The sequence below is a fragment of the Streptomyces sp. SID13031 genome, assembly GCF_010548305.1.
In the GTDB taxonomy this organism is placed as follows: domain Bacteria; phylum Actinomycetota; class Actinomycetes; order Propionibacteriales; family Kribbellaceae; genus Kribbella.
The window spans coordinates 307,839-326,146 of record NZ_JAAGLV010000009.1; the positions used below are offsets into that span (position 1 = coordinate 307,839).

An 18,308-nucleotide genomic window follows, 5' to 3' on the forward strand; every position below is an offset into this window, starting at 1 on the left:
CGGATGATACACAGATGACCGATGATGTAACAGGGGTTCCGCGAAATCCGGCCATCGTCGAACTGCGCGCCCGGATCCGCGACCACTGGGACGAGTTCACTCCGGCCGCTCGGTCGGTCTGCCGGTCGCTGTCGGAGAGCACTCCCGAGCGACTGCTCTATCTGTCCGCGCAGGAGCTCGGCGTGGCGAGCAAGACCAGCAACGCGACCGTCATCCGCACGCTGCAAGCACTCGGGTACGCCGGACTGGCCGAGCTGAAGGATCTGGTCGCGGCGCCGTTCAAGACCGGGTTGCGCGAGGAGCGGCTGCGCAGCCGGATCGAGTCGACCGGCGGCGATCCCAAGCACGTCTGGGACAAGGTGATCACCGAGTCGCTGGAGCGGATCGAGTTCCTCAACGCGCACATGTCGATGGACTCCTTCAAGGAGGCCGTCCGGCTGATGCTCGAGGCGCGGGAGATCACGACTTACGGGTTTGGTGCGAACTATGTCGCGGCCGAACACCTGACGCTGAAACTGCGGCGGCTCGGCCGGCGCAGCCGCTGCATCCAGACGGCCGGTTTCCGGCTCGCCGACGACCTGATGTCGATCGAGCGCGAGGACGTCGTGATCGTGATCGCGCCCGGCCGGCTCATCATCGACGCCGAGGTGGTGATCGACCGCGCCCGGTCGGTCGGCGCCGGGATCATCCTGCTGAGCGAGCAAGCGGTGGCCGAGCGGCTGGCCGGTGACGTCACAGTCGCGATCCACGTCCCGAACACGGTCACCGGCATCACAGCGGAGGTACTCACCATCATCGTCACCACTGACGCACTGGCACAGGCAGTCGCGGCCGCCGACACCGAGCACACGCTGGAGTCAGCTCACACGCTGGAGACCCTGCGTCAGCAGCTGGGCTTCGAATGACCGGGACGGTGGCGGTCATCGGCGGCGGCAACATGGGCGGCGCGCTGATCGCCGGATTGGTAGGCGGGTTGGGAGGCGGCGCGGCTGCGCGACCTGAGTCGTCGCAAGCGACGGCTGGGGAGTCCGAGCCGTCGCCGGTTAAGGGCGCGCGGTACGAGGCATCGCCGGTTGACGGAGCGCGGTACGAGCTGTCGCCTGTTAAGGGCGCGCGGTACGAGGCATCGCCGGTTGAAGGCGCGCGGTACGACGCATCGCCAGTTGAAAGCGCACGGTACGACGCATCGCAAGTGCTGGTGGTGGAGCACTCCGTCGAGCGGGCCGCGCATCTGCGTGCGGCGTACGGCGTACAGGTGGTTCCGCTGGCCGAGGCTGTCGGGCGGGCGGCGACGGTGTTGATCACGGTCAAGCCGCATCACGTTCCTGCGCTGCTGGACGACCTGGCCTCGCTGGTGACTCAGGATCAGCTGGTCGTGTCGGCGGCCGGTGGGATCCGGATCGCGCAGATCGAGGCAGTGTTGGGTCCCCTGGTCGCCGTGGTTCGGAGTATGCCGAACGCGGCGGTGGCACTCGGCGAGGGGATGATCGCGATCAGCCCGGGCTCTTGTGCGGGTGAGGCCGAGCTGGATCGCGCGCAGGCGCTCTTCGAGCCGGTCGGGCAGGTGGTACGGCTGCCAGAGAGTCAGCTGGATGCGGTGACCGCGTTGTCTGGGAGCGGGCCAGCCTATTTTTACTACTTAGCCGAAGCCTTGATTGATGCCGGAGTACTGATCGGGTTGCCGCGGGCGCTCGCCTCGCAGCTCGTGATCCAGACGGCGGTGGGCGCGGGTGCGATGTTGCGGGCAGACGAGGATCCGGTGGCGTTGCGGGCCGCGGTCAGCAGCCCGGGTGGGATGACGATCGCGGCCGTCCACGAGCTCGAGAAGCGAGCTGTGCGTGGCGCTGTCATGTCGGCGGTCCAGGCTGCTCGGGACAGGTCGATAGCCGTCGGCACTCAGGAGTAGCGGCGTGAAGATCTCGGTTGTCGACTACCACACCGCCGGCGAGCCTTTCAGGATCGTCGCCGATGGTCTGCCTTCCATTGAAGGTGCCAGCGTGGCTGAGCGGCGCACCTCTGCGATGGCCAGCGACTCGGTGGACGAGGTTCGGCAGTTGCTGGTCAACGAGCCTCGTGGGCATGCCGACATGTATGGCGGGTTTGTTGTCCCGGGCAATGACGACGGCGCGGACTTCGGCGTGCTCTTCTGGCACAAGGACGGCTACTCGACGGCGTGCGGGCACGGCACGATCGCCCTTGGTACGTGGGCCGTCGAGAGCGGTTTGGTCGCCTCGTCGCCCGACGGTGACACCGACGTGGTGATCGACGTACCTTCGGGGCGAGTCGTTGCCCGAGTCACCTGTCTTGCGGGCGCCGTGCAACACGTTGCCTTTCGCAACGTTCCGTCGTACGTGACGGCTCGCGATGTCGAGGTGACAACGCAGCGAGGTGTGGTGCGCGCAGACATCAGCTTCGGTGGCGCCTTCTACGCGTCGGTCGACGCCTCATCGGTCGGGTTGTCGGTGACGCCGTCGGACTACGCCGAACTCGTCGCAATCGGGCGAGAGATCAAGTGGGCGCTGAACGACGGCCCGTGGGCGCGCCACGCTTCCGACAGCCGCCTCGACGGGATCTACGGCACCATCCTGTACGACGACCTCGGCCGTACCGCGACCGGACCGCACCAACGCAACGTAGCCATCTTCGCCGACGGCGAGGCCGACCGCTCCCCCTGCGGATCCGGTACCTCCGCCCGCCTCGCCCTCCTAGCCGACTCAGGCCAACTCGCCCCCAGCGAAGTACTACGCCACGACTCCATCGTCGGCACCACGTTCCTCGGCCGAGTACTCACCGACCCCGGACCTGCCGCCGATGCCGGTCCCGATGCCGGGGCCGGTCCCGATGCCGGGGCCGGTCCCGATGCCGGGGCCGGTCCCGATGCCGGGGCCGGTCCCGATGCCGGGGTGATCACCGAGGTCCAAGGCAACGCCTACCGAACCGGAACCTCCACCTTCACCCTGGACCCCCGCGACCCCCTCGGTACCGGCTTCACCCTGCGCTGAGCACAGCTGTCTCGAATTGACACAACCACGCCGCCAACCGTCGATAACATCGACCCTGACCTGTCCCTCAGCTCCAGGGAGCCCCCGATGATCTTCATCACCGCCAAGTTCAAGGTCCAGCCCGAAGACGCCGACAGCTGGCCGGCCATCACCGCCGACTTCACCGCCGCCACCCGCGCCGAGCCCGGCTGCCTCTGGTTCGACTGGTCCCGCAGCGTCGACGACCCCACCGAATACGTCCTGATCGAATCCTTCGCCGACGACGCCGCAGCCGGCGCCCACGTAAACTCCGACCACTTCAAAGCAGCCCAATCCACCCTCCCACCCCACCTGGTGGAAACCCCCCGAATCATCAACTTCAAACTCGACCAATCCACCTGGTCCGAACTAGGCGAACTAGCCGTCAACCGCTGACGCGAATCACCGGTACTGCCGCTTCTGAGCCTCGAGGATCGCCGCCACCACGTGGTCCGGCAGCGATACGACTTCGAGGCTCACGCCGAGGCCGGTGATGGCCTGGCCTTGCCAGGACCTGCCTCTCAAATGTCTGACCGCAGCCTCGTCGCTCACGCAGAGAACAAGGCGGCGGGCAATCGGCGGCAGCACCTGTGCGATCCAGTGCAGCTTGACCGCATCGTTCACCAGCTTGTACTTCTGGGCAACCTTTGCCGAGCCCTGGTGAGCCCAACACTCGGCCAGCACCGTCTGCTCCGGATCGGCGCCGTCGATCTCGACCTTCGCGCCGCTGGGATGAACGATCCTGGTCGGCCGAAGAGCAACACCCAATCTGCGCCCCAAGGCCTCGAGCATCGCCCCCTCTGCTGAGCGCTGCTCGAACGAACTGCCGGCGGGCTGTGTCGCCGGATCGACGACCACCGGCTCGTCATCCTCTGTGGCGGGTTCGATCGCGTTCACGATCTTGCCAAGTCTGCCCGGAGAGCGGGTGATCAGGCCGGATGCCGCCAGATCGCGGCAGATCTGGTTCACGATCTGTCGCGGCATGATCCCCGTCGCCTGGGCCAACTCGTCGTCATCCAACGGCCGGCTGCTGGCTCGGATGGCCAGCACGATCCGTTCACGATGACTCATCGCGCCACCGAAGCTCCTGTGCGGCTCTTGGGCCGAGACCTGCTAAGCATCAGTTTTCGCAGGCGATGCCGTCGTTGTCTCGGTCTAGTTTGGAGGAGTAGCCGGGGTCGCCGCGGTGGATGGGGGCGGCGCCGGCGGCTCGGACCTCGGTGCAGTTGGCGTAGTACGTGTCCTCGGCGGTTTTGGTGGGTTTGGGTTTGGTGGGCCTCGGCGTTGTGGGCTTTGGCTTGGGCTTTGTTGTCAGGTGGATGGATGGCTTCTTGGTTGGCTTCTTGATCGGGAGCTTGGTGACTGGTGCGACGGTGGCTGGTACTGCGGGTGCTTTGGTGGCCGGCTTCTTGGGTGGGATCGATGCCAGGCCGGCTGGTTGTGAGGTGGTGGCAGTTGGCTTGGTGGTCACCGTGGTGGTGACTGTTGCCTGCGAGGACGCCTTTTGCGCGGTCGGTGTGGCGCCGCAGCCGGTAGCCAGCAGCGCCGTGACGGCTAGCGCGGTGCAGGCTTTGAGCGCAGCGGTGGTTCGGTTCATGGTTTTCCCCCATCCGCCCTCGGTTCCCCCCGGGGACGGATCATCGATGCGCGGGCGCTTACGGTCCGAGCGAGCCCATGCCTACCAGTGCGCCATCACTCTCCGCGATGGTTCATGGCTTATTACTAGCCAGTCGTCCCTGTTTCGTTACCTAGCGCGATCAGGGCTCCGGTACTACGACGGTGTTCTGCGCTGCTGCGATGCGCCATGCGCCGTCGTTCTTGGCCAGGAAGTAGACGGGGCTGCCGGTCTCGACGGAGAGCTCGGTGGTCGCGCCGGGGCGGAGGGCGTACTTCTGGTTGACGTTGACGACGGCGATGTCGGGCCGGAGGAAGAGCAGGTGGTCGGGGCTGTAGGTCGAGTACGAGTCCTTCGTCGCGCCGGGTAGTACACGGCGGGTGAACTCGGCGATGGTGTCGCGTCCGTAGAGGCGCTTGCCGTGGCCCGTCACCCACACCGCATCGTCACGGATGAGCGCGAGGAACGCGTCGGCGTCTTCCTTGCCCTGAGCTTCTTCTACGGTTGCCACCAGGGTGATGATCGCGTCGACGTCGGCTGGGCTCGGGATCTGACCGGTGATGTCCATGGCGACCAGATTGCTAGTTCAAGGTAACTTGAGGTCAAGGGGTTCCGCCTCAGGTGGGTGAGGGCGCGGTACGGGTGGAGGGTGTGGAAGACCTGAAGGGCTTGATGATCTGAGCGAGGTCTTCGTTGGTGACGGCGGGGTAGGCGGTCAGGCGGGCGTGTACTGCGCGCGCGATCGGGAGGTCGGCTGCCGCGGTGGCCAGGGCTACGTCCTTGGCTGCGAGGCGGACCGGGAAATAGGAGCCTTCGGCAAATGCTCGGCCGGCCAGGCCGGCTAGGGGTGAGGTTGCCAGTGCGGCTTTGACTTGGGCTTCGGGTAGGCCGAGGGCGTCGGCCAGTGCCATCGCTTCGCCGACCAGGGCTACTCCGTTCACCACGGCGTTGATGAGGACCAGTTTCAGGGCGGCACCGGTACCGACGGCTCCGGTGCGATTGACCGTGCCGAAGAGTTCGAGCAGTGGAAGTACCGGGTCTGCGTCGCCGCCGACCATCAGGAGGAGTTCGCCGCTGGCCGCGCGGTCGACGCTACCCATCACGGGTGCGTCGATCAGGGTGACGCCGTCTGGTAGCAGCTCGGCCAACTCGCGGACGACGGCGGGGCCGACGGTGGAGGCGTCGATCAGGATAGTTCCCGGCTTGATTGAAGGCGCGAACTCGCCCACCACGTCACGAACCGCCGCCGGATCCGCGAGCATCGTGATCACCACGTCTGCTTCCCGTACTGCGTCGGCCGGCGAGTCCGCCACCGTCACCACGGCTCCAGCTTCGGCGAAGGCGGCGGCGCGGGCGGGTGAGCGGTTCCAGACGGTCAGCGGGTAGCCGGCTGCCTGGACGCGGCGGGCCATCGGTGCGCCCATGGAGCCGAGGCCGAGGAAGGCGATCTTCGTGTTCTTGTCCATGCCTTCACGCTAGTCACGGATGAGCGATGTGAGTAGCGAATGTCTAGCATGGAACCCATGCCGATCCCGCATGACTTCTCCACACCACTTCTGCGCGTCTTCGTCGCAGTCGCCGCCCGCGGTTCGTTCACCGCCGCGGCCCCGGTCCTCGGCTACACCCAGTCCGCCGTCTCCCGGCAGATCTCAACCCTGGAAGACGAAGCCGGTACTGCGCTGTTCGACCGCCTCCCCCGTGGCGTACGGCTGACCGAACCCGGCCGTCGCCTCCTCGTCCATGCCCAGGCGGTACTCGACCGCCTGGACGCAGCTCGCCAGGAGCTCACCGACCTGCGCGAACTCGCCACCGGCCGGCTCCGCGTCGGCGCCTTCGCCACGGCCGACGCGGCATTGATCCCGCTAGCCATCGCCACCTTCAACCGGCGCTACCCGGACGTACAGGTCACCTTGCGCGAGGGATTCACGCAAGGGCTGCTCGAATTGCTCGGCGCCGGCGAGGCAGACGTAGCGGTGGTCAGCTATCCGGCCGTGCAGCACCTTGACGGCTTCGACCTTCGCAAGATCCGGGACGACTTCATGTACGTCGCGTTACCACCGGAGCATCGCTTGGCGCGCAAGCGGCAGGTGCGGCTGGCTGATCTGCAGGACGAGGACTGGATCGCGGGGAGTTCCCAGCCGCAGGACACGCTGATCGGCGCCTGTCTGCGAACCGGGTTCCAGCCGCGGATCGGGTTCGTCGCCCGGGACTGGATGGCCAAACAGGGTTTTGTTGCCGCAGGCCTCGGAATCACCCTCGTCCCGTCCCTGGCAGCCGAGGCGGTCCGGCCGGACATCAAGCTGGTTCGAGTCCATCCCGACGACATACCTCCCCGGCAGGTCTACACAGCCGTCATCAGCGGCCTCACCCCATCACCAGCAGCCCGAGCCTTCCTCGAAGTCCTCCATTCCTAACCCCGACAACACTCCTGACAGGCGCCAGGGCCGGTGGGCAGGGCGGTCGGCGGTGGGTCTGCAAAGCGGTGGGAAGGGCAGAGAGCGGGCGGTGGGTCGGCAGCAGCGGTGGGCAGAGGCAGCAACACGGATCGTCGGCAGGGGCGGCGGGTCGGGGGTTTTGTTGCTGGCTGGGGGTGGTGGGGCGGCGTATGGTCGGGGCGTGGCGGAACTGTGGGTTCCTCGGTGAGAGTTTTGGAGTGGCTTCGGGGTAGGGATGCGGGGTTGTCCGCTACTCGGCGGGCGGGGCGGGCCGCGGTGGTGATGCCGCTTGCGTTCGCGTTCGCGTATCTGGTGCTCGACAATCCGGTGATTGCGATCTTTGCTTCGTTCGGGTCGATGTCGACGGTGCTCTTCGTCGACTTCAGCGGGACGAGGCTCGAGCGCCTGCAGGCTCAGGTCAGTTTGATCGTCACCGGGCTGGTACTGATCTCGATCGGTACCGTTGCCTCGGGCTCCGAATGGGCGGCCGCTGCGGCAACTCTGGTTGTTGCCTTTGTCATCTTGTTCGTCGGAGTCATCAGCTCGGTGCTGGCCAGTGCGACGACGGCGTTGCTAGCCAGCTTCATCCTCCCGGTCAGCTTGCCCGGCGGGATGGCGACGCTGCCGGATCGCTTGCTCGGCTGGTTGCTGGCCGGCGGCGCCTCGCTCGTCGCCATCACCTTCCTCTGGCCTGCCCCCACCCGCGAACCACTCCGCGGACCGACAGCCCACGCCTGCACCTTGCTCGCGAGGCGCCTCCAGGCCGGCCTCGACTGCCTCCGCAACCCTCCCGACACCGAGCTGACCGCCGCCTTGATCTACCAGGCCGGCGAAGCCTCCGCAGCAGTGGCCGAACTCCGCAAATCCTTCTTCGGCACTCCGTACCGCCCCACCGGCCTCTCGACTTCGGCAAGGACCTTGGTTCGAGTCGTGGACGAAGTCATCTGGCTCAACTCGGTCCTGGAACCTCACCCGCGGCTGCCCCACCCCGGGCCTGCCGCGCCGTATCTGATCGACGTCTACTCAGCAGCCGCCGAACTCCTCGACCGGGCAGCCGACCTGCTCGACTCCGACGACGCCAACCTCAGCGGGTTCGCCGAGCAAGTCGAGCGGCTCCGAGACGCGCGCCTCGCGCTGGAGCAAGCAGTCACTGCTCTGCCGCCGTCACCGTCTTCCGACGACAGCGTGATCAAAGCCTTCGTCAGTTCCCTTGAACCAACCTTCAGAGCGCAGGAGATGAGCTTCGCCGTCGCCGCGATCGCCGAGAACATCGAGCTGGCAGTAGCAGCCCGCGGCCGCAGCTGGTGGGATCACCTCCTCGGACGCCGCCCCGCCGGAGTCGCCTCGCCACTGTCGTCGGTACGCGAGCGTGCAGGCGCACACGTCGAGCGGCACTCGGTCTGGCTCCACAACAGCATCCGCGGAGCAATAGGTCTCGCCCTTGCCGTCCTGGTGGCAGACCTCACCGGCGTACAGCACTCGTTCTGGGTCGTCTTCGGCACACTCGCAGTACTACGGTCCAACGCGTTGAGCACCGGGCAGAACGCGCTCCGCGGGCTCGCCGGGACCGTGGCCGGCATCATCATCGGCGGCGCCGTCGTACTGGCCATCGGGTCCAACACCACCGTCGCCTGGTTCCTGCTGCCAATAGCAGTACTACTCGCCGGCCTAGCGCCTGCAGCGTTCTCCTTCGCTGCCGGGCAAGCAGCCTTCACCGGCGTCCTGCTGATCCTCTTCGACATCATCTCGCCGGCAGGGTGGGAGATCGGGCTCATCCGGATCGAGGACGTCGCCATCGGCTCAGCGGTGAGCCTCCTCGTCGGGCTGCTCCTCTGGCCGCGTGGTGCGAGTTCCGCCTTGCAACAGGCGCTTGCCGAGGCCTACTCCGACAGCGCCCACTACCTGCGCCAGGCGATAAACTATGCCGTGACCCGCTGCGACGAGCGAGCGGCGAACGTCGCAGTACCGGATGAGGAAAGTCGGGTCGCCGCAGCAGCTGCACGGCGGCTCGATGACGCGTTCAGGACCTTCCTGGCAGAGCGCGGCAGCAAGCGCCTCCCCCTGGCCGATGTGGCGACCCTGGTGACAGGGGTCGCAGTACTGCGCATCACCGCCGACGCGATCCTCGAGCTGTGGCGGCGCGGCGGCTCCCCCACCGGCAATCGGACTGCTGCCCGGGCGGAGCTCGTGGACGCGACCGCGTCGATCGTGGACTGGTACCAGCGGACCGCGGTGGCGTTGGCCGGTGCCGGTGAGGTCCCGCCCCCGATCGAGCGTGACAGCGACGCCAACGAGCGGCTGGTCAACGCGGTACGGCAGGACCTGACCGGCAAGGACGGGCGCTGGACCGCGACCGCAGTACGGATGTTGTGGACGGCGGATCACCTCGACGGCCTGCGGCGGCTGCAGACAGCGCTGGTGGTCCGGCCTCCGGCGTGACCGCCAGATACCGGATCGTTGCGGACGGCAATTGACAGCCCTCCGCGAGGAACGTTACCGTCCGTCGGAATATCAGGTAACTTTCCTAACAGTTCGGATCAGGAGCTGTGCGATGCCTCGAATCCAGCCCGTGAAAGCCCTCGGTGCAGCCGCTGTGATCGCCCTGCTGGCGACCGCCTGCACCGGTACGTCGAGTGGTCCCAAGGCGAATGACGACGCCGCCAAGGACACCACGATCACCTTCTGGTACGGCTGGAGCGCGCCCAGCGAGGTGGCCGCGATCGACGCGAACATCAAGGCCTTCGAAGCGGCGCATCCGAACATCCACGTCAAGGCCGTCGGCAACATCAACGACGACAAGATCAAGCAGGCGCTGCGGGCCGGCGGGCCGAACGCCCCGGACGTGGTGTCGTCGTTCAGCTCCGCCAACGTCGGCGCCTTCTGCAAGTCCAACGTGCTCGCGGATCTGGAGCCCTTCCTGGACAAGTCGGGCGTGGACCTGGACAAGACCTTTCCGAAGGCCGTGCAGGGATACACCCAGTACCAGGGCAAGCGCTGCACACTGCCGCTGCTGGCCGACACCTACGGCCTGCACTACAACAAGGACGCCTTCAAGGCCGCCGGGATCACCTCGCCGCCGAAGACGTTCTCGGAGTTCGAGGCGGACGCGAAGAAGCTGACCAAGCCCACCGCGGACGGCTACTCGCAGCTCGGCTTCATGCCGAACTATCACGGCTACACCTCCACCCTGCTGCTGTACGGCTACCAGTGGGGGCTGAAGTACTTCGACGAGCAGGGCAAGGCGAACGCGTCCCGCGACCCGAAGGTCACCCAGCTCTTCACCACCCAGAAGCGACTCGTCGACGAGCTCGGCGGCTACGCCAAGCTGGAGAAGTACCGGACTACCTTCGGCGACCAGTACGGCGCGAAGAACCCGCTGCACACCGGGCAGGTCGCGATGACCATCGACGGTGAGTGGCGGGCGGGAATGGCCAAGGAGGCCGGGATCAAGTTCGAGCTCGGGGTGGCGCCGCTCCCGGTGCCGGACGACCAAGCCGCCAGCTACGGCCGCGGCGGACTCTCGGGCACGATCATCGGGATCGCCAGCACCAGCGAGAAGCAGAACGCGGCCTGGGAGCTGGTCAAGTTCATGACCACCGACACGGACGCCGTGGTGAGCTTCGCGAACGCGATCCACAACGTGCCGTCGACGCTGGAGGCACTGAAGTCGCCGAAGCTGACCAAGGATCCGTTGATGGCGGTCTTCACCGAGATCGCGCAGAACAAGGACAGCATCAGTCCCCCGTCCACTCCGAACGGCGACGCGTACATGCTCACCCTGCAAGACGTCGGGTACCGCTACGAGTCCGGCCGCCTCACCGACCTGCCCGCCGCACTGAAGAAGGCGGACGAGCAGATCGACAAGGACATCGCTCAAGTCAAGTAGGGCGGCGAACGTCAGCGGCGGCGACCCCACTTGGCGGAGGCGCCGATGCCTGCGAGGTGCAGGGCGATGCAGAGCAGCCCTGCCATCAGAAGGGTCTGCGGGGTGAAGGCGTCGCTGACGGTCGCGTTGGCCCAATCGAGGATGAGTGCCAGTCCGAAGATCACTGCGGCGATGATGGCGAACATGATGATTCTCCTGTCGAGATTCCGGGCGGGAAGGTAAGGAAGGAAAGCAGAAGGGGTGGAGTGCAGGTACCCGGCGAGGCGCTCATCCAACCCCCGGCTGACGGTGCATGCAAGGGGTCGCCGTGATCAGGAAAATGAATCAGGATCGACGAATGCGACCAGCACCCGAGGGGCACTACGGACCAGTTGACGTCGCTTCTCTCAACACGAGAGGAATGCCGATCCGGGGCTCTCGGCTGAAGGCCAGGTACGCCGCGATCGGCGCCGCCTTCGAGGCCTCGTCGGCGCAGGTCGTCAACTTCCAGGAAGTACTGAGCTACTACCACCTCCGTCGACTCGCAACGGGGCTGCCGTCGTTTCAGGCCGTGTACCAAGCCTCGATGCTCGGGCCTGCGGGCGGACTGGTGACGTTCACGCGACTGCCGGTGGAGTCCAGTCGGTACCAGCGATTGGCGGCGCCACGGGGTACCGAGTTGTCGTTGCGCTGGCGGGGGTTCTTGAAGGGCGCGTTGGTGACGCGGATCGCCGGGCTGTCCGTCGTGAACGCACATCTGCTCGCCAACACCGACGGCACCTGGTCGGCGGAGAACAGGTTCCATCCGATCCATCGCGCGCAGCTGACGGCACTCGCGCAGCTCGTAGCGGGTCCCTGCGTCGTGACGGGCGACTTCAACCTCCCGCGGCATCAGCCCTTAATTCAAGGCTTCCTCGCAACGACGGGGCTGGCCGACGCGTTCGGCGGCGAGTGCCCGCCGACCTTCCAGGCGGCCTATCTGCCGGCCGGGACGCGATCACAATGCATCGAATTCATCTTGGTCAAAGGGCTGACGGCCGAGACCGCCGAGGTGCTCTTCCCTGACAAGCTGCCGTCGCTCGGCACCTACGTCTCCGACCACCTCGGACTGCAGGCGCGACTGGTGAGGTCACTGCCAGGTTGCTGAGGCAGGATCGATGCCGTGGGCCTGCGCGTTGGCGTAGATGGTGTCCCGAAACCAGGTCGTCAGGCCGACGGCCATCGGTTCGTAGTACTCGGCGTAGCGGGGATCTTCGACAAAGCCACGGCCGATGCAGGCGTGCATGGAGTGGGTGCAGTCGAAGTAGGTCGAGAGCAGCGTGCGGTGGCGTTCGGCCAGCGCATTGGCTTCGGGCGAGCCGGGAGCGACGCCGGCTCGTACTGCGTCGGCGAGATCGGATTCCAATGCTTTGGTCGTCGCCGCGACCTCTTTCCAGTCTTCGGGAGTCAGGGCAGCGGCTCGTTCGGAGTACTGGGCCCATTGCGGGGTGTCGCTCCAACGATCCTCGGCCTCGTCGACCAACTCAGGTCGCCAGTCGGTGCCGAAGATCTCGACCTGCTCCGCCGGGGTCAGCTGGATGCCGGAGGTTGTTGCTTCCAGCATCCGATCGACCGATGAGACCATCGTCTGCAGGTGGGCGATGCGGTCGACCAGCTCGGACCGCTGGCGGCGGAGGTGGCGGCGAGCGTTCACCTCGGGGTCGTCGAGGAGCTTGCCGATCGCGGCGAGCGGGAAGCCGAGTTCGCGGTAGACGAGCACCTGGTGGATGCGGGCGAATTCGTCACCGGAGTACAGGCGGTAGCCGGACCAGCTGCGCCCGCTCGGGCGCACGAGCCCGATCGCGTCCCAGTGGTGCAGCGTCCGCACGCTGACGCCCACCAGCTCGGCTGTTCGTCCGACGGTCAGGTCCTCGGTCACCAGCCCAGTCTTACCCACCAGCCGGTACTTCGATGCCCATGGCCCGCAAGTTGGCTGCCACGGCGCTGTCCGGGTCGATCGGACGGGCCGCCGTCATCACCACTCGCGTGTTCTCGGGTGTGTGCACGGTCAGCTCGAGCGAGTTCCATGGCTTGATTTCCGGCTCCGCCGCACTCCCCGGCACGAGCTCCTCACACCGGGCACGGATTTCGTCGATCTGGCTGGGTACGCAGGAGAAGCTGATACTCATCGACGGCTGCTCGGCTACCTGCTCGACGGGGAGCAGGAGCACATCCTGGAAAGCCCATCGCCGCAGGTGGGTCACCTGCCCGGGTGCTGAGAACAGGTCGATGAAGCCGAGCCCGCGGATCCAGAAATCCTTCGACGCCTCCAGGTCACGCGTCGGCAGGAGCGTGAACATCGGCATGCCGTAGAAGCCGCGATAGACCTCAGGGGCCACCGCATCGAGGGCCGGCATCGGTACTGGTCCCATGAAATCGTTCATAGGACCAGTACCGACCCTCACGTCGCGTCAGGGTCAAGCCGCGGTCAGCTGATCAGCTTCCAAGGACCGTTCGGGGCAGTGGTCGGCGGCTGGTTGTTGCTGAACCACTTGGCCTCGTACAAGTGGTCTTGGTACAACACCCTGTCGCCGGTCCGGAAGACCCGGGAGGCGGTCCAGATGGTCGTACCGTCCTCAGCCATCGCCAATTCTTCCCAGGCGCCATACGGCTCGCCTGGCTTCTGGTTCTTGCTCGCCCAGGAGGCCAGGTAAGTCTTTCCGTTGTAACTAACCTTGGTTCCAGCCTTGTACGAAGCCGTGGAACTCCAGGCCGGCGCCAGATTCACCGTCACCGTGACAGCGCCGGTCGCTGCGTCGAGCGAGTCGCTACCGGAGTACGAGGCAGTCAGCGTGTGGGTGCCGGCCGAGAGTCCTACTGGGAGCGGGAGCGTCGCGCTGCCACCCGTGAGTGCCGCAGAGCCTCGGGCCTTGTCGCCTTCACGCAGCTCGAGCATGCCCGTCACCGGTAGGCCGTCGGCACTCACCTTGACGGTTACGTTGGCCGCAGTACCCCAGTCCACCGCCGCAGACGTCGCCGTGACGGTCGCCTCGCCCTTGGCAGTACGGAACACGGCCGGCTGCGCGACCGCAGTACCGGCATCCGCACTGACCGCCGACACGATCCACCCGTACGACGTCGCCGGCGCGAGGCCGGTCCAGGTCGTCGTGGCCGTGCCGTTGGCCGCCACATCGTCCGATCCGATCGCCCCGGCTGGGACGTACGCCGCGAGCGAGTCGGTCGAGAAGGACGTCTTGCGCGTGGTCAGGTCGACCGGGATCGTCAGGTTGTCCTCGGCGCCGTTGTAGCGCGGCTTGGTCTGGCTGCCGTCCTGGCGTACGTCGTACTCGGTCGCCCCGAAGTTGCCGAGGAACGGCGAGTACGTGTCGATGTGCAGCTCGGCCCGCTTGACGTCGAACTGCAACAGCCGCAGGAAGCTCGCGCCGAACTGCAGCCGATCGGTCGCCTTGTGGTCGGGCTTGCCGTCGCCGTTGACGTCGATGTTGCCTTGGGCATCGACCAGCTTCGGCCACAGCTCACCGGCCGGGACCGTGTAGAACTGGTAGTCCGCGAGCAGCTCGACGACGTCGTGCGCAACGGTCACGCCGACCTTGGTCTTCAAGTTGGTACCGACGCCGTGTTCGTGACCGGCCAGCACCAGGAAGACGTTCGGGTTGCTCTCGACAACCTGCTTGTAGATCGGCGAGCCGTCCGGTGCGGAGAAGTCGGCGCCGCGACCGTCGGGATTGGCCGACGGCTTGAGGTAGTCGTGGGACAGCAGGATTCCGTTGCGGTCCTTGTAGCGCTTGAAGATCGAGTCGGCCCACTTGGCCTCGTCGGGCGTCACGCCGTACGAGAGGCCGACGGCGACGAAGTCGAGCCCTCCTGCGGCGTACAGGACGTAGTTGTTCTGGTTGTCCCTGCCCGGCGTGACGCTGCCGTCGGGGTTCGTCTTCTCGTCCCACGCGTGGTACTCGGTGCCGGCCGGCCAGGTCTTGGCCAGCGCGTTGTACCGGTCGGCGCTGAACATCTTGCTGAACCGCGACTCGGGTCCGGTCTCGGCGCCCAGCTGGTTGTCGTGGTTGCCGGCGATGACCTGGTTGACCAGGCCCTTGTCGTCCAAGATCTTCTGGTAGCTCGACGCGACCGCGAGTTCCTTGTCGACCTCGGCGTTCAGCCCGGGACGCTGCAGCGAGCCGTCCGGGTTCTTGGCCAGCGGGTCGTAGTAGTCGTTCTCGATGATGTCACCGGTGTGCGCGGCGTACGCGATCTTGCGGCCGGCCGAGTTGTCGGCGATCCACTGCATCTCGTTGCGGTACGCCGCCGCCCAGATCGCCTGCTCCTCGGCGGTCTCGACATCGGAGGGCTCGCTGGTGCCGTCCCAGTCGTCGTACGTGCCACCGGCGGCACCTTCGGTCAGGTACTGCGTATCGGTGAAGTGTGCGATCGAGAAGTCGTAGGTGTCCGGGTCCTCGAAGTGGTCCTTGTCGTTCTGCGCCGAAGCGTCCCGTGGCGACAGGTCGTCGGCAAACGGGTCTTCGCCAGTGATCAAGACGTGAACTAAGTCGCCGTCGCGGTACTGGTTGTCGAGTTGCGCCGTCAGCACCGTGGAATGACCGGCCTGGCCGCGGGCACTGGTGAGCGCCACCCACTTTTGCTCAGCCTTATTCCAAGCCCTCAACGCAGCGACGCGCGCCGGGTCGATGCTGCCTTCCCACCGTAGCGTCGGGGTCTCGGCGGTACTACCGAGGTTCAGGTCGTACCGCTGGAAGACCACGTCGCGCGCGGACTGGGTGTCGATCGTCTTGCCGTCGAGCGGGCGCAACGAGTCGACAGCGACCGAGCCGTCATGCGTGAGGTCGAGCGTGGTCGGTACTGCGCTCGCGATGCCCTGATACCCGCTGGACGGGATCACCACGTCCGCCTTGGTGAAGGTGGCCTTGAGCGGTACACCGCCCTCGCCGGGGATCTTGGCCGCGAGAGTGGCCGAAGGAGCGTTCCTGCCCGTGACGGTCGCCTTCAGCTCAGTCGGTACGTCCGGGATACTCGCGCTGGTGAAGTGCACCTGGCGGGTCGCCGTGTTGCCGAGTGTGTCGCTTGCGATGACCGCGATCGTGTGAGCGCCGGCAGGCAGACCGTGGCCGATCTGGTCGCCTTGCTTGACCGCCTTGCCGTCGAGGGTGATGACCGGCGTACCGGCGACGGCCGAGGCGTCCTTGATCTTGACGGTGAGCGCGACGGTCGAGGTCAGCTTCTGCCCCTCGGCCGGGACGCTGCTGTCGATCTCCGGTGCCGTGTTGTCGACGGTGAACCGGCGGGTCGAGGTCTTGTCACCGACGACGGCCTCGATCGTGTGCGCGCCGTCCGCGAGCGTCTTGGTGTCGACGTCCGCACGCCTGCCCAGCGCTGGGGCGGGCGTGCCGTCGGTGGCCGTGACGTCGAACAGGATCGTCTTGTCCAGCACGGAGTTGTAGGTGCTGCCGCAGGTGCCGTCGCCGATGTAGACGGTCACCGGGGTGCCTGGCGGGTAGCTCGCAGAACCGATCGTGACGGTGGTACCGGCGATCTGCTTCGTCAGCTGGGTCGCCTTCGCGCCGGCCGGACTGAGCTCGAGGTTCTTGAGCGTGAAGTCGTCGTAGTTGTCGCAGCCGCCCGCGGTGGCGCTGCCGCGGTCGTTACCGGCGACGAACTCGAGCACGTTCACGCCTGGGACGAGCCACTCGTTCGGGAAGGAGAGGTCGGCGACCTCCTTCTCCCAGATACCGAGCTTCAGCGGGATGCCGTTGATCAGCACGACATTGTCGTAGCCGTTGTCGGAGCCGTTGCCGCCGATGAACAGCTTGAGGTGGGCGTCGCCGCCGCTCCCCAGAGTCTCGATCGTGCGGGTCGTCGGGGCATCCGCGATGGCGAAGTGGAACTCGGCCTCGTTGTTCGGACCGCAGGTGCCGTCACCGAGGACGAGGGAGGCGGCCGTCGTCGGGGTCTTCGTGACCGTCGAGCCGGTGGTTGTCACCAGATACGTCGTACCGGCGGTGACCGTACCTGTCGTGCTCAACGCGAGCGCTGCGGAGGTACGGGTGAGCTTGAAGTCGTCGTGGTTCGCGCAGGTCGCGCCACTCGCCGTACCGTTGTAGTCGCCGGTCCTGACCTGGACCGTATTGTCGCCCTCGTGGAGGAATCGCTGCGGGAGCTTGAGGCTCACCGCCTCCGCGTCACCGACGCCGTAGTCGCCACCGAGGTCGACACGGTTGCCGTTGACAAGCAAATAGTTGTGGTACTTCGCTTCGGCCGAGTTGCCGGCCTCGACGGTGAAGCCGATGGTCGCGGTGCCGCTGGCGAGTGTCTCGGCGTTCTGGGCGGGCTGGTCGTCGATCGCGAGCGACTCGACCTTGTCCAGGCCGCTGCTCGCGGTGGCGGCGATCACTGACTGTTTTCCCTTGAGGAGCGAGCCGTCAGCCGGAGTCACCTTCGCGGCCCCGGGCGGCGCGTTGTTGACCTCGACCGTGACGCTCTGGGACTTCCCCGACTTGCTGGCGGCAACGATCGTATGGGTGCCGTTGGCAAGTTTTGTCGTGTCGAGATCCTTGCTCAGGCCCGCGGTGCTGCCCGGCTCGCCGGAGAGGACGAAGGTGAGGTCCTGGGTGAGGGCGTGCTTCGAGCTGCCGCAGGTGCCGTCGCCGAAGCTGTAGCTGAAGGCGTTCTGCTCACCGTCGATGACCACGCCGAGCAGGCTCAGGCTGAGGCTCGTCAACGGGAAATCGTCGTAGTTCGGGCAGCGGGCGCCTTCGCCGTTCGGCAGTACTTCGTAACCGACCGCTGCTGTGTTGGTGGTGTCGACCCAGTTTGCTCCGGCGTGGACGGTGACCGTGTTGACGCCGGTCTTGAGCCAGTCACCGGGGAGGTCGAGGGCGCCGGCGCGGCCGCCGGGGATGTCCGGGAAGTAGATGCGATCGGCGTCTGCGGTGTGGCCGTTGACGGTGACGTAGTTGTGGTACCGAGCCTCGGTGCCGTTACCGCCCATGTCGAAGCTGAAGTGCGCTGTGCCGGCGGTCTTGTCGGCGCCGATGGCGGTGCCGTCGATGCTGAGGGTTTCGACCGAGTCGTTCTCGGTGGCGGGCTCGGCGACGAGCTTGACCGTGCCTTCCAGCGTCTGGCCGGTGCGCAGGTTGAGCGTCGGGGCGTTGGCGTTCGGCGGTGCGTCCTCGGCGCCGGCAGTGGACGGGACGATCGCGGCACCGGAGCTCGCGATCAGCGCTGCCGCCGCTAGTGCCCAGAGGACGCGCGTTCGCCGTCCTGCACGCAGTCGGTGTGTCATCGGTTCGATGTCTCCTTCAGAGAACAGCGGTTTCGGGGCAGAGCGGTTTCGAGGCAGAGCGGTTTCGGGGCAGGGCGGT

General features: G+C 66.5%; 16 protein-coding genes. 8 read left to right on the forward strand and 8 right to left on the reverse strand.

Features of this window, described 5'->3' with window-relative positions:
- Nucleotides 1-14 precede the first annotated feature (14 nt).
- The 4 genes from G3I17_RS20095 to G3I17_RS20110 all read left to right on the forward strand — a co-directional run bounded on the left by G3I17_RS20095 (nt 15) and on the right by G3I17_RS20110 (nt 3,416).
- Complete coding sequence (locus G3I17_RS20095) at nt 15-905, forward strand: MurR/RpiR family transcriptional regulator (protein ID WP_164598452.1); 891 nt, start codon at nt 15-17, stop codon at nt 903-905.
- Complete coding sequence (gene proC, locus G3I17_RS20100) at nt 902-1,906, forward strand: pyrroline-5-carboxylate reductase (RefSeq protein WP_164598454.1); 1,005 nt, start codon at nt 902-904, stop codon at nt 1,904-1,906. Before G3I17_RS20095 ends, proC begins: the two co-directional genes overlap by 4 nt.
- A 4-nt stretch (nt 1,907-1,910) precedes the next feature.
- Nucleotides 1,911-3,002: a proline racemase family protein gene (locus tag G3I17_RS20105; RefSeq protein ID WP_164598456.1), complete on the forward strand. Its 1,092-nt coding sequence runs from the start codon at nt 1,911-1,913 to the stop codon at nt 3,000-3,002.
- A gap of 87 nt (nt 3,003-3,089) precedes the next feature.
- Complete coding sequence (locus G3I17_RS20110) at nt 3,090-3,416, forward strand: putative quinol monooxygenase (RefSeq protein ID WP_164598458.1); 327 nt, start codon at nt 3,090-3,092, stop codon at nt 3,414-3,416.
- 6 nt (nt 3,417-3,422) lie between these two features.
- On the opposite strand, the gene G3I17_RS20115 is transcribed toward G3I17_RS20110, so the two are convergent.
- The 4 genes from G3I17_RS20115 to G3I17_RS20130 all read right to left on the reverse strand — a co-directional run bounded on the left by G3I17_RS20115 (nt 3,423) and on the right by G3I17_RS20130 (nt 6,101).
- On the reverse strand, nt 3,423-4,040 hold the full coding sequence (locus G3I17_RS20115; RefSeq protein ID WP_164598460.1) for a hypothetical protein: 618 nt from the start codon (nt 4,038-4,040) through the stop codon (nt 3,423-3,425).
- A 100-nt stretch (nt 4,041-4,140) separates the two neighbouring features.
- The gene (locus G3I17_RS39910; protein WP_203590474.1) at nt 4,141-4,617 is read right to left on the reverse strand and encodes an excalibur calcium-binding domain-containing protein; all 477 of its coding nucleotides are present in this window, start codon (nt 4,615-4,617) and stop codon (nt 4,141-4,143) included.
- A gap of 160 nt (nt 4,618-4,777) precedes the next feature.
- Nucleotides 4,778-5,203: an SgcJ/EcaC family oxidoreductase gene (locus G3I17_RS20125; protein ID WP_164598465.1), complete on the reverse strand. Its 426-nt coding sequence runs from the start codon at nt 5,201-5,203 to the stop codon at nt 4,778-4,780.
- A gap of 49 nt (nt 5,204-5,252) precedes the next feature.
- Nucleotides 5,253-6,101, reverse strand: a complete 849-nt coding sequence (locus tag G3I17_RS20130; protein ID WP_164598467.1) for an NAD(P)-dependent oxidoreductase — start codon at nt 6,099-6,101, stop codon at nt 5,253-5,255.
- Between the two features lie 57 nt (nt 6,102-6,158).
- Between G3I17_RS20130 and G3I17_RS20135 the strand changes: the two genes are divergently transcribed.
- From G3I17_RS20135 to G3I17_RS20145, 3 genes are all read left to right on the forward strand, one after another.
- On the forward strand, nt 6,159-7,049 hold the full coding sequence (locus G3I17_RS20135; RefSeq protein ID WP_239062702.1) for a LysR family transcriptional regulator: 891 nt from the start codon (nt 6,159-6,161) through the stop codon (nt 7,047-7,049).
- A 264-nt stretch (nt 7,050-7,313) separates the two neighbouring features.
- Entirely contained in the window at nt 7,314-9,509 is a 2,196-nt protein-coding gene (locus tag G3I17_RS20140; RefSeq protein WP_239062703.1) for an FUSC family protein, read from the forward strand.
- A 112-nt stretch (nt 9,510-9,621) separates the two neighbouring features.
- Nucleotides 9,622-10,956: an ABC transporter substrate-binding protein gene (locus G3I17_RS20145; RefSeq protein ID WP_164598471.1), complete on the forward strand. Its 1,335-nt coding sequence runs from the start codon at nt 9,622-9,624 to the stop codon at nt 10,954-10,956.
- Between the two features lie 11 nt (nt 10,957-10,967).
- On the opposite strand, the gene G3I17_RS39915 is transcribed toward G3I17_RS20145, so the two are convergent.
- A complete protein-coding gene (locus G3I17_RS39915) occupies nt 10,968-11,141 on the reverse strand; it encodes a hypothetical protein (protein WP_203590475.1) in 174 nt (57 codons plus the stop codon).
- A gap of 152 nt (nt 11,142-11,293) precedes the next feature.
- Between G3I17_RS39915 and G3I17_RS20150 the strand changes: the two genes are divergently transcribed.
- Complete coding sequence (locus G3I17_RS20150; protein ID WP_164598473.1) at nt 11,294-12,082, forward strand: endonuclease/exonuclease/phosphatase family protein; 789 nt, start codon at nt 11,294-11,296, stop codon at nt 12,080-12,082.
- On the opposite strand, the gene G3I17_RS20155 is transcribed toward G3I17_RS20150, so the two are convergent.
- Genes G3I17_RS20155 through G3I17_RS20165 form a run of 3 tightly spaced genes read right to left on the reverse strand, consistent with a single transcriptional unit; the run spans nt 12,065 to nt 18,229 of the window.
- On the reverse strand, nt 12,065-12,856 hold the full coding sequence (locus G3I17_RS20155) for a MerR family transcriptional regulator (protein WP_343238360.1): 792 nt from the start codon (nt 12,854-12,856) through the stop codon (nt 12,065-12,067). The genes G3I17_RS20150 and G3I17_RS20155 overlap by 18 nt on opposite strands.
- 7 nt (nt 12,857-12,863) lie before the next feature.
- A complete protein-coding gene (locus G3I17_RS20160) occupies nt 12,864-13,358 on the reverse strand; it encodes a VOC family protein (protein WP_164598476.1) in 495 nt (164 codons plus the stop codon).
- Between the two features lie 44 nt (nt 13,359-13,402).
- Nucleotides 13,403-18,229 (reverse strand): Ig-like domain repeat protein, encoded by a 4,827-nt coding sequence (locus tag G3I17_RS20165; protein WP_164598479.1) that lies wholly within the window; start codon nt 18,227-18,229, stop codon nt 13,403-13,405.
- Nucleotides 18,230-18,308: the final 79 nt, after the last annotated feature.

Coding starts and splice junctions, on each gene's coding strand:
- G3I17_RS20165 (WP_164598479.1), bottom strand. CDS start 18,229: ATGACACACCGACTGCGTGCAGGACGGCGAACGCGCGTCCTCTGGGCA.
- G3I17_RS20125 (WP_164598465.1), bottom strand. CDS start 5,203: ATGGACATCACCGGTCAGATCCCGAGCCCAGCCGACGTCGACGCGATC.
- proC (WP_164598454.1), top strand. CDS start 902: ATGACCGGGACGGTGGCGGTCATCGGCGGCGGCAACATGGGCGGCGCG.
- G3I17_RS39915 (WP_203590475.1), bottom strand. CDS start 11,141: ATGTTCGCCATCATCGCCGCAGTGATCTTCGGACTGGCACTCATCCTC.
- G3I17_RS20160 (WP_164598476.1), bottom strand. CDS start 13,358: ATGAACGATTTCATGGGACCAGTACCGATGCCGGCCCTCGATGCGGTG.
- G3I17_RS39910 (WP_203590474.1), bottom strand. CDS start 4,617: ATGAACCGAACCACCGCTGCGCTCAAAGCCTGCACCGCGCTAGCCGTC.
- G3I17_RS20095 (WP_164598452.1), top strand. CDS start 15: ATGACCGATGATGTAACAGGGGTTCCGCGAAATCCGGCCATCGTCGAA.
- G3I17_RS20110 (WP_164598458.1), top strand. CDS start 3,090: ATGATCTTCATCACCGCCAAGTTCAAGGTCCAGCCCGAAGACGCCGAC.
- G3I17_RS20130 (WP_164598467.1), bottom strand. CDS start 6,101: ATGGACAAGAACACGAAGATCGCCTTCCTCGGCCTCGGCTCCATGGGC.
- G3I17_RS20145 (WP_164598471.1), top strand. CDS start 9,622: ATGCCTCGAATCCAGCCCGTGAAAGCCCTCGGTGCAGCCGCTGTGATC.
- G3I17_RS20135 (WP_239062702.1), top strand. CDS start 6,159: ATGCCGATCCCGCATGACTTCTCCACACCACTTCTGCGCGTCTTCGTC.
- G3I17_RS20150 (WP_164598473.1), top strand. CDS start 11,294: ATGCGACCAGCACCCGAGGGGCACTACGGACCAGTTGACGTCGCTTCT.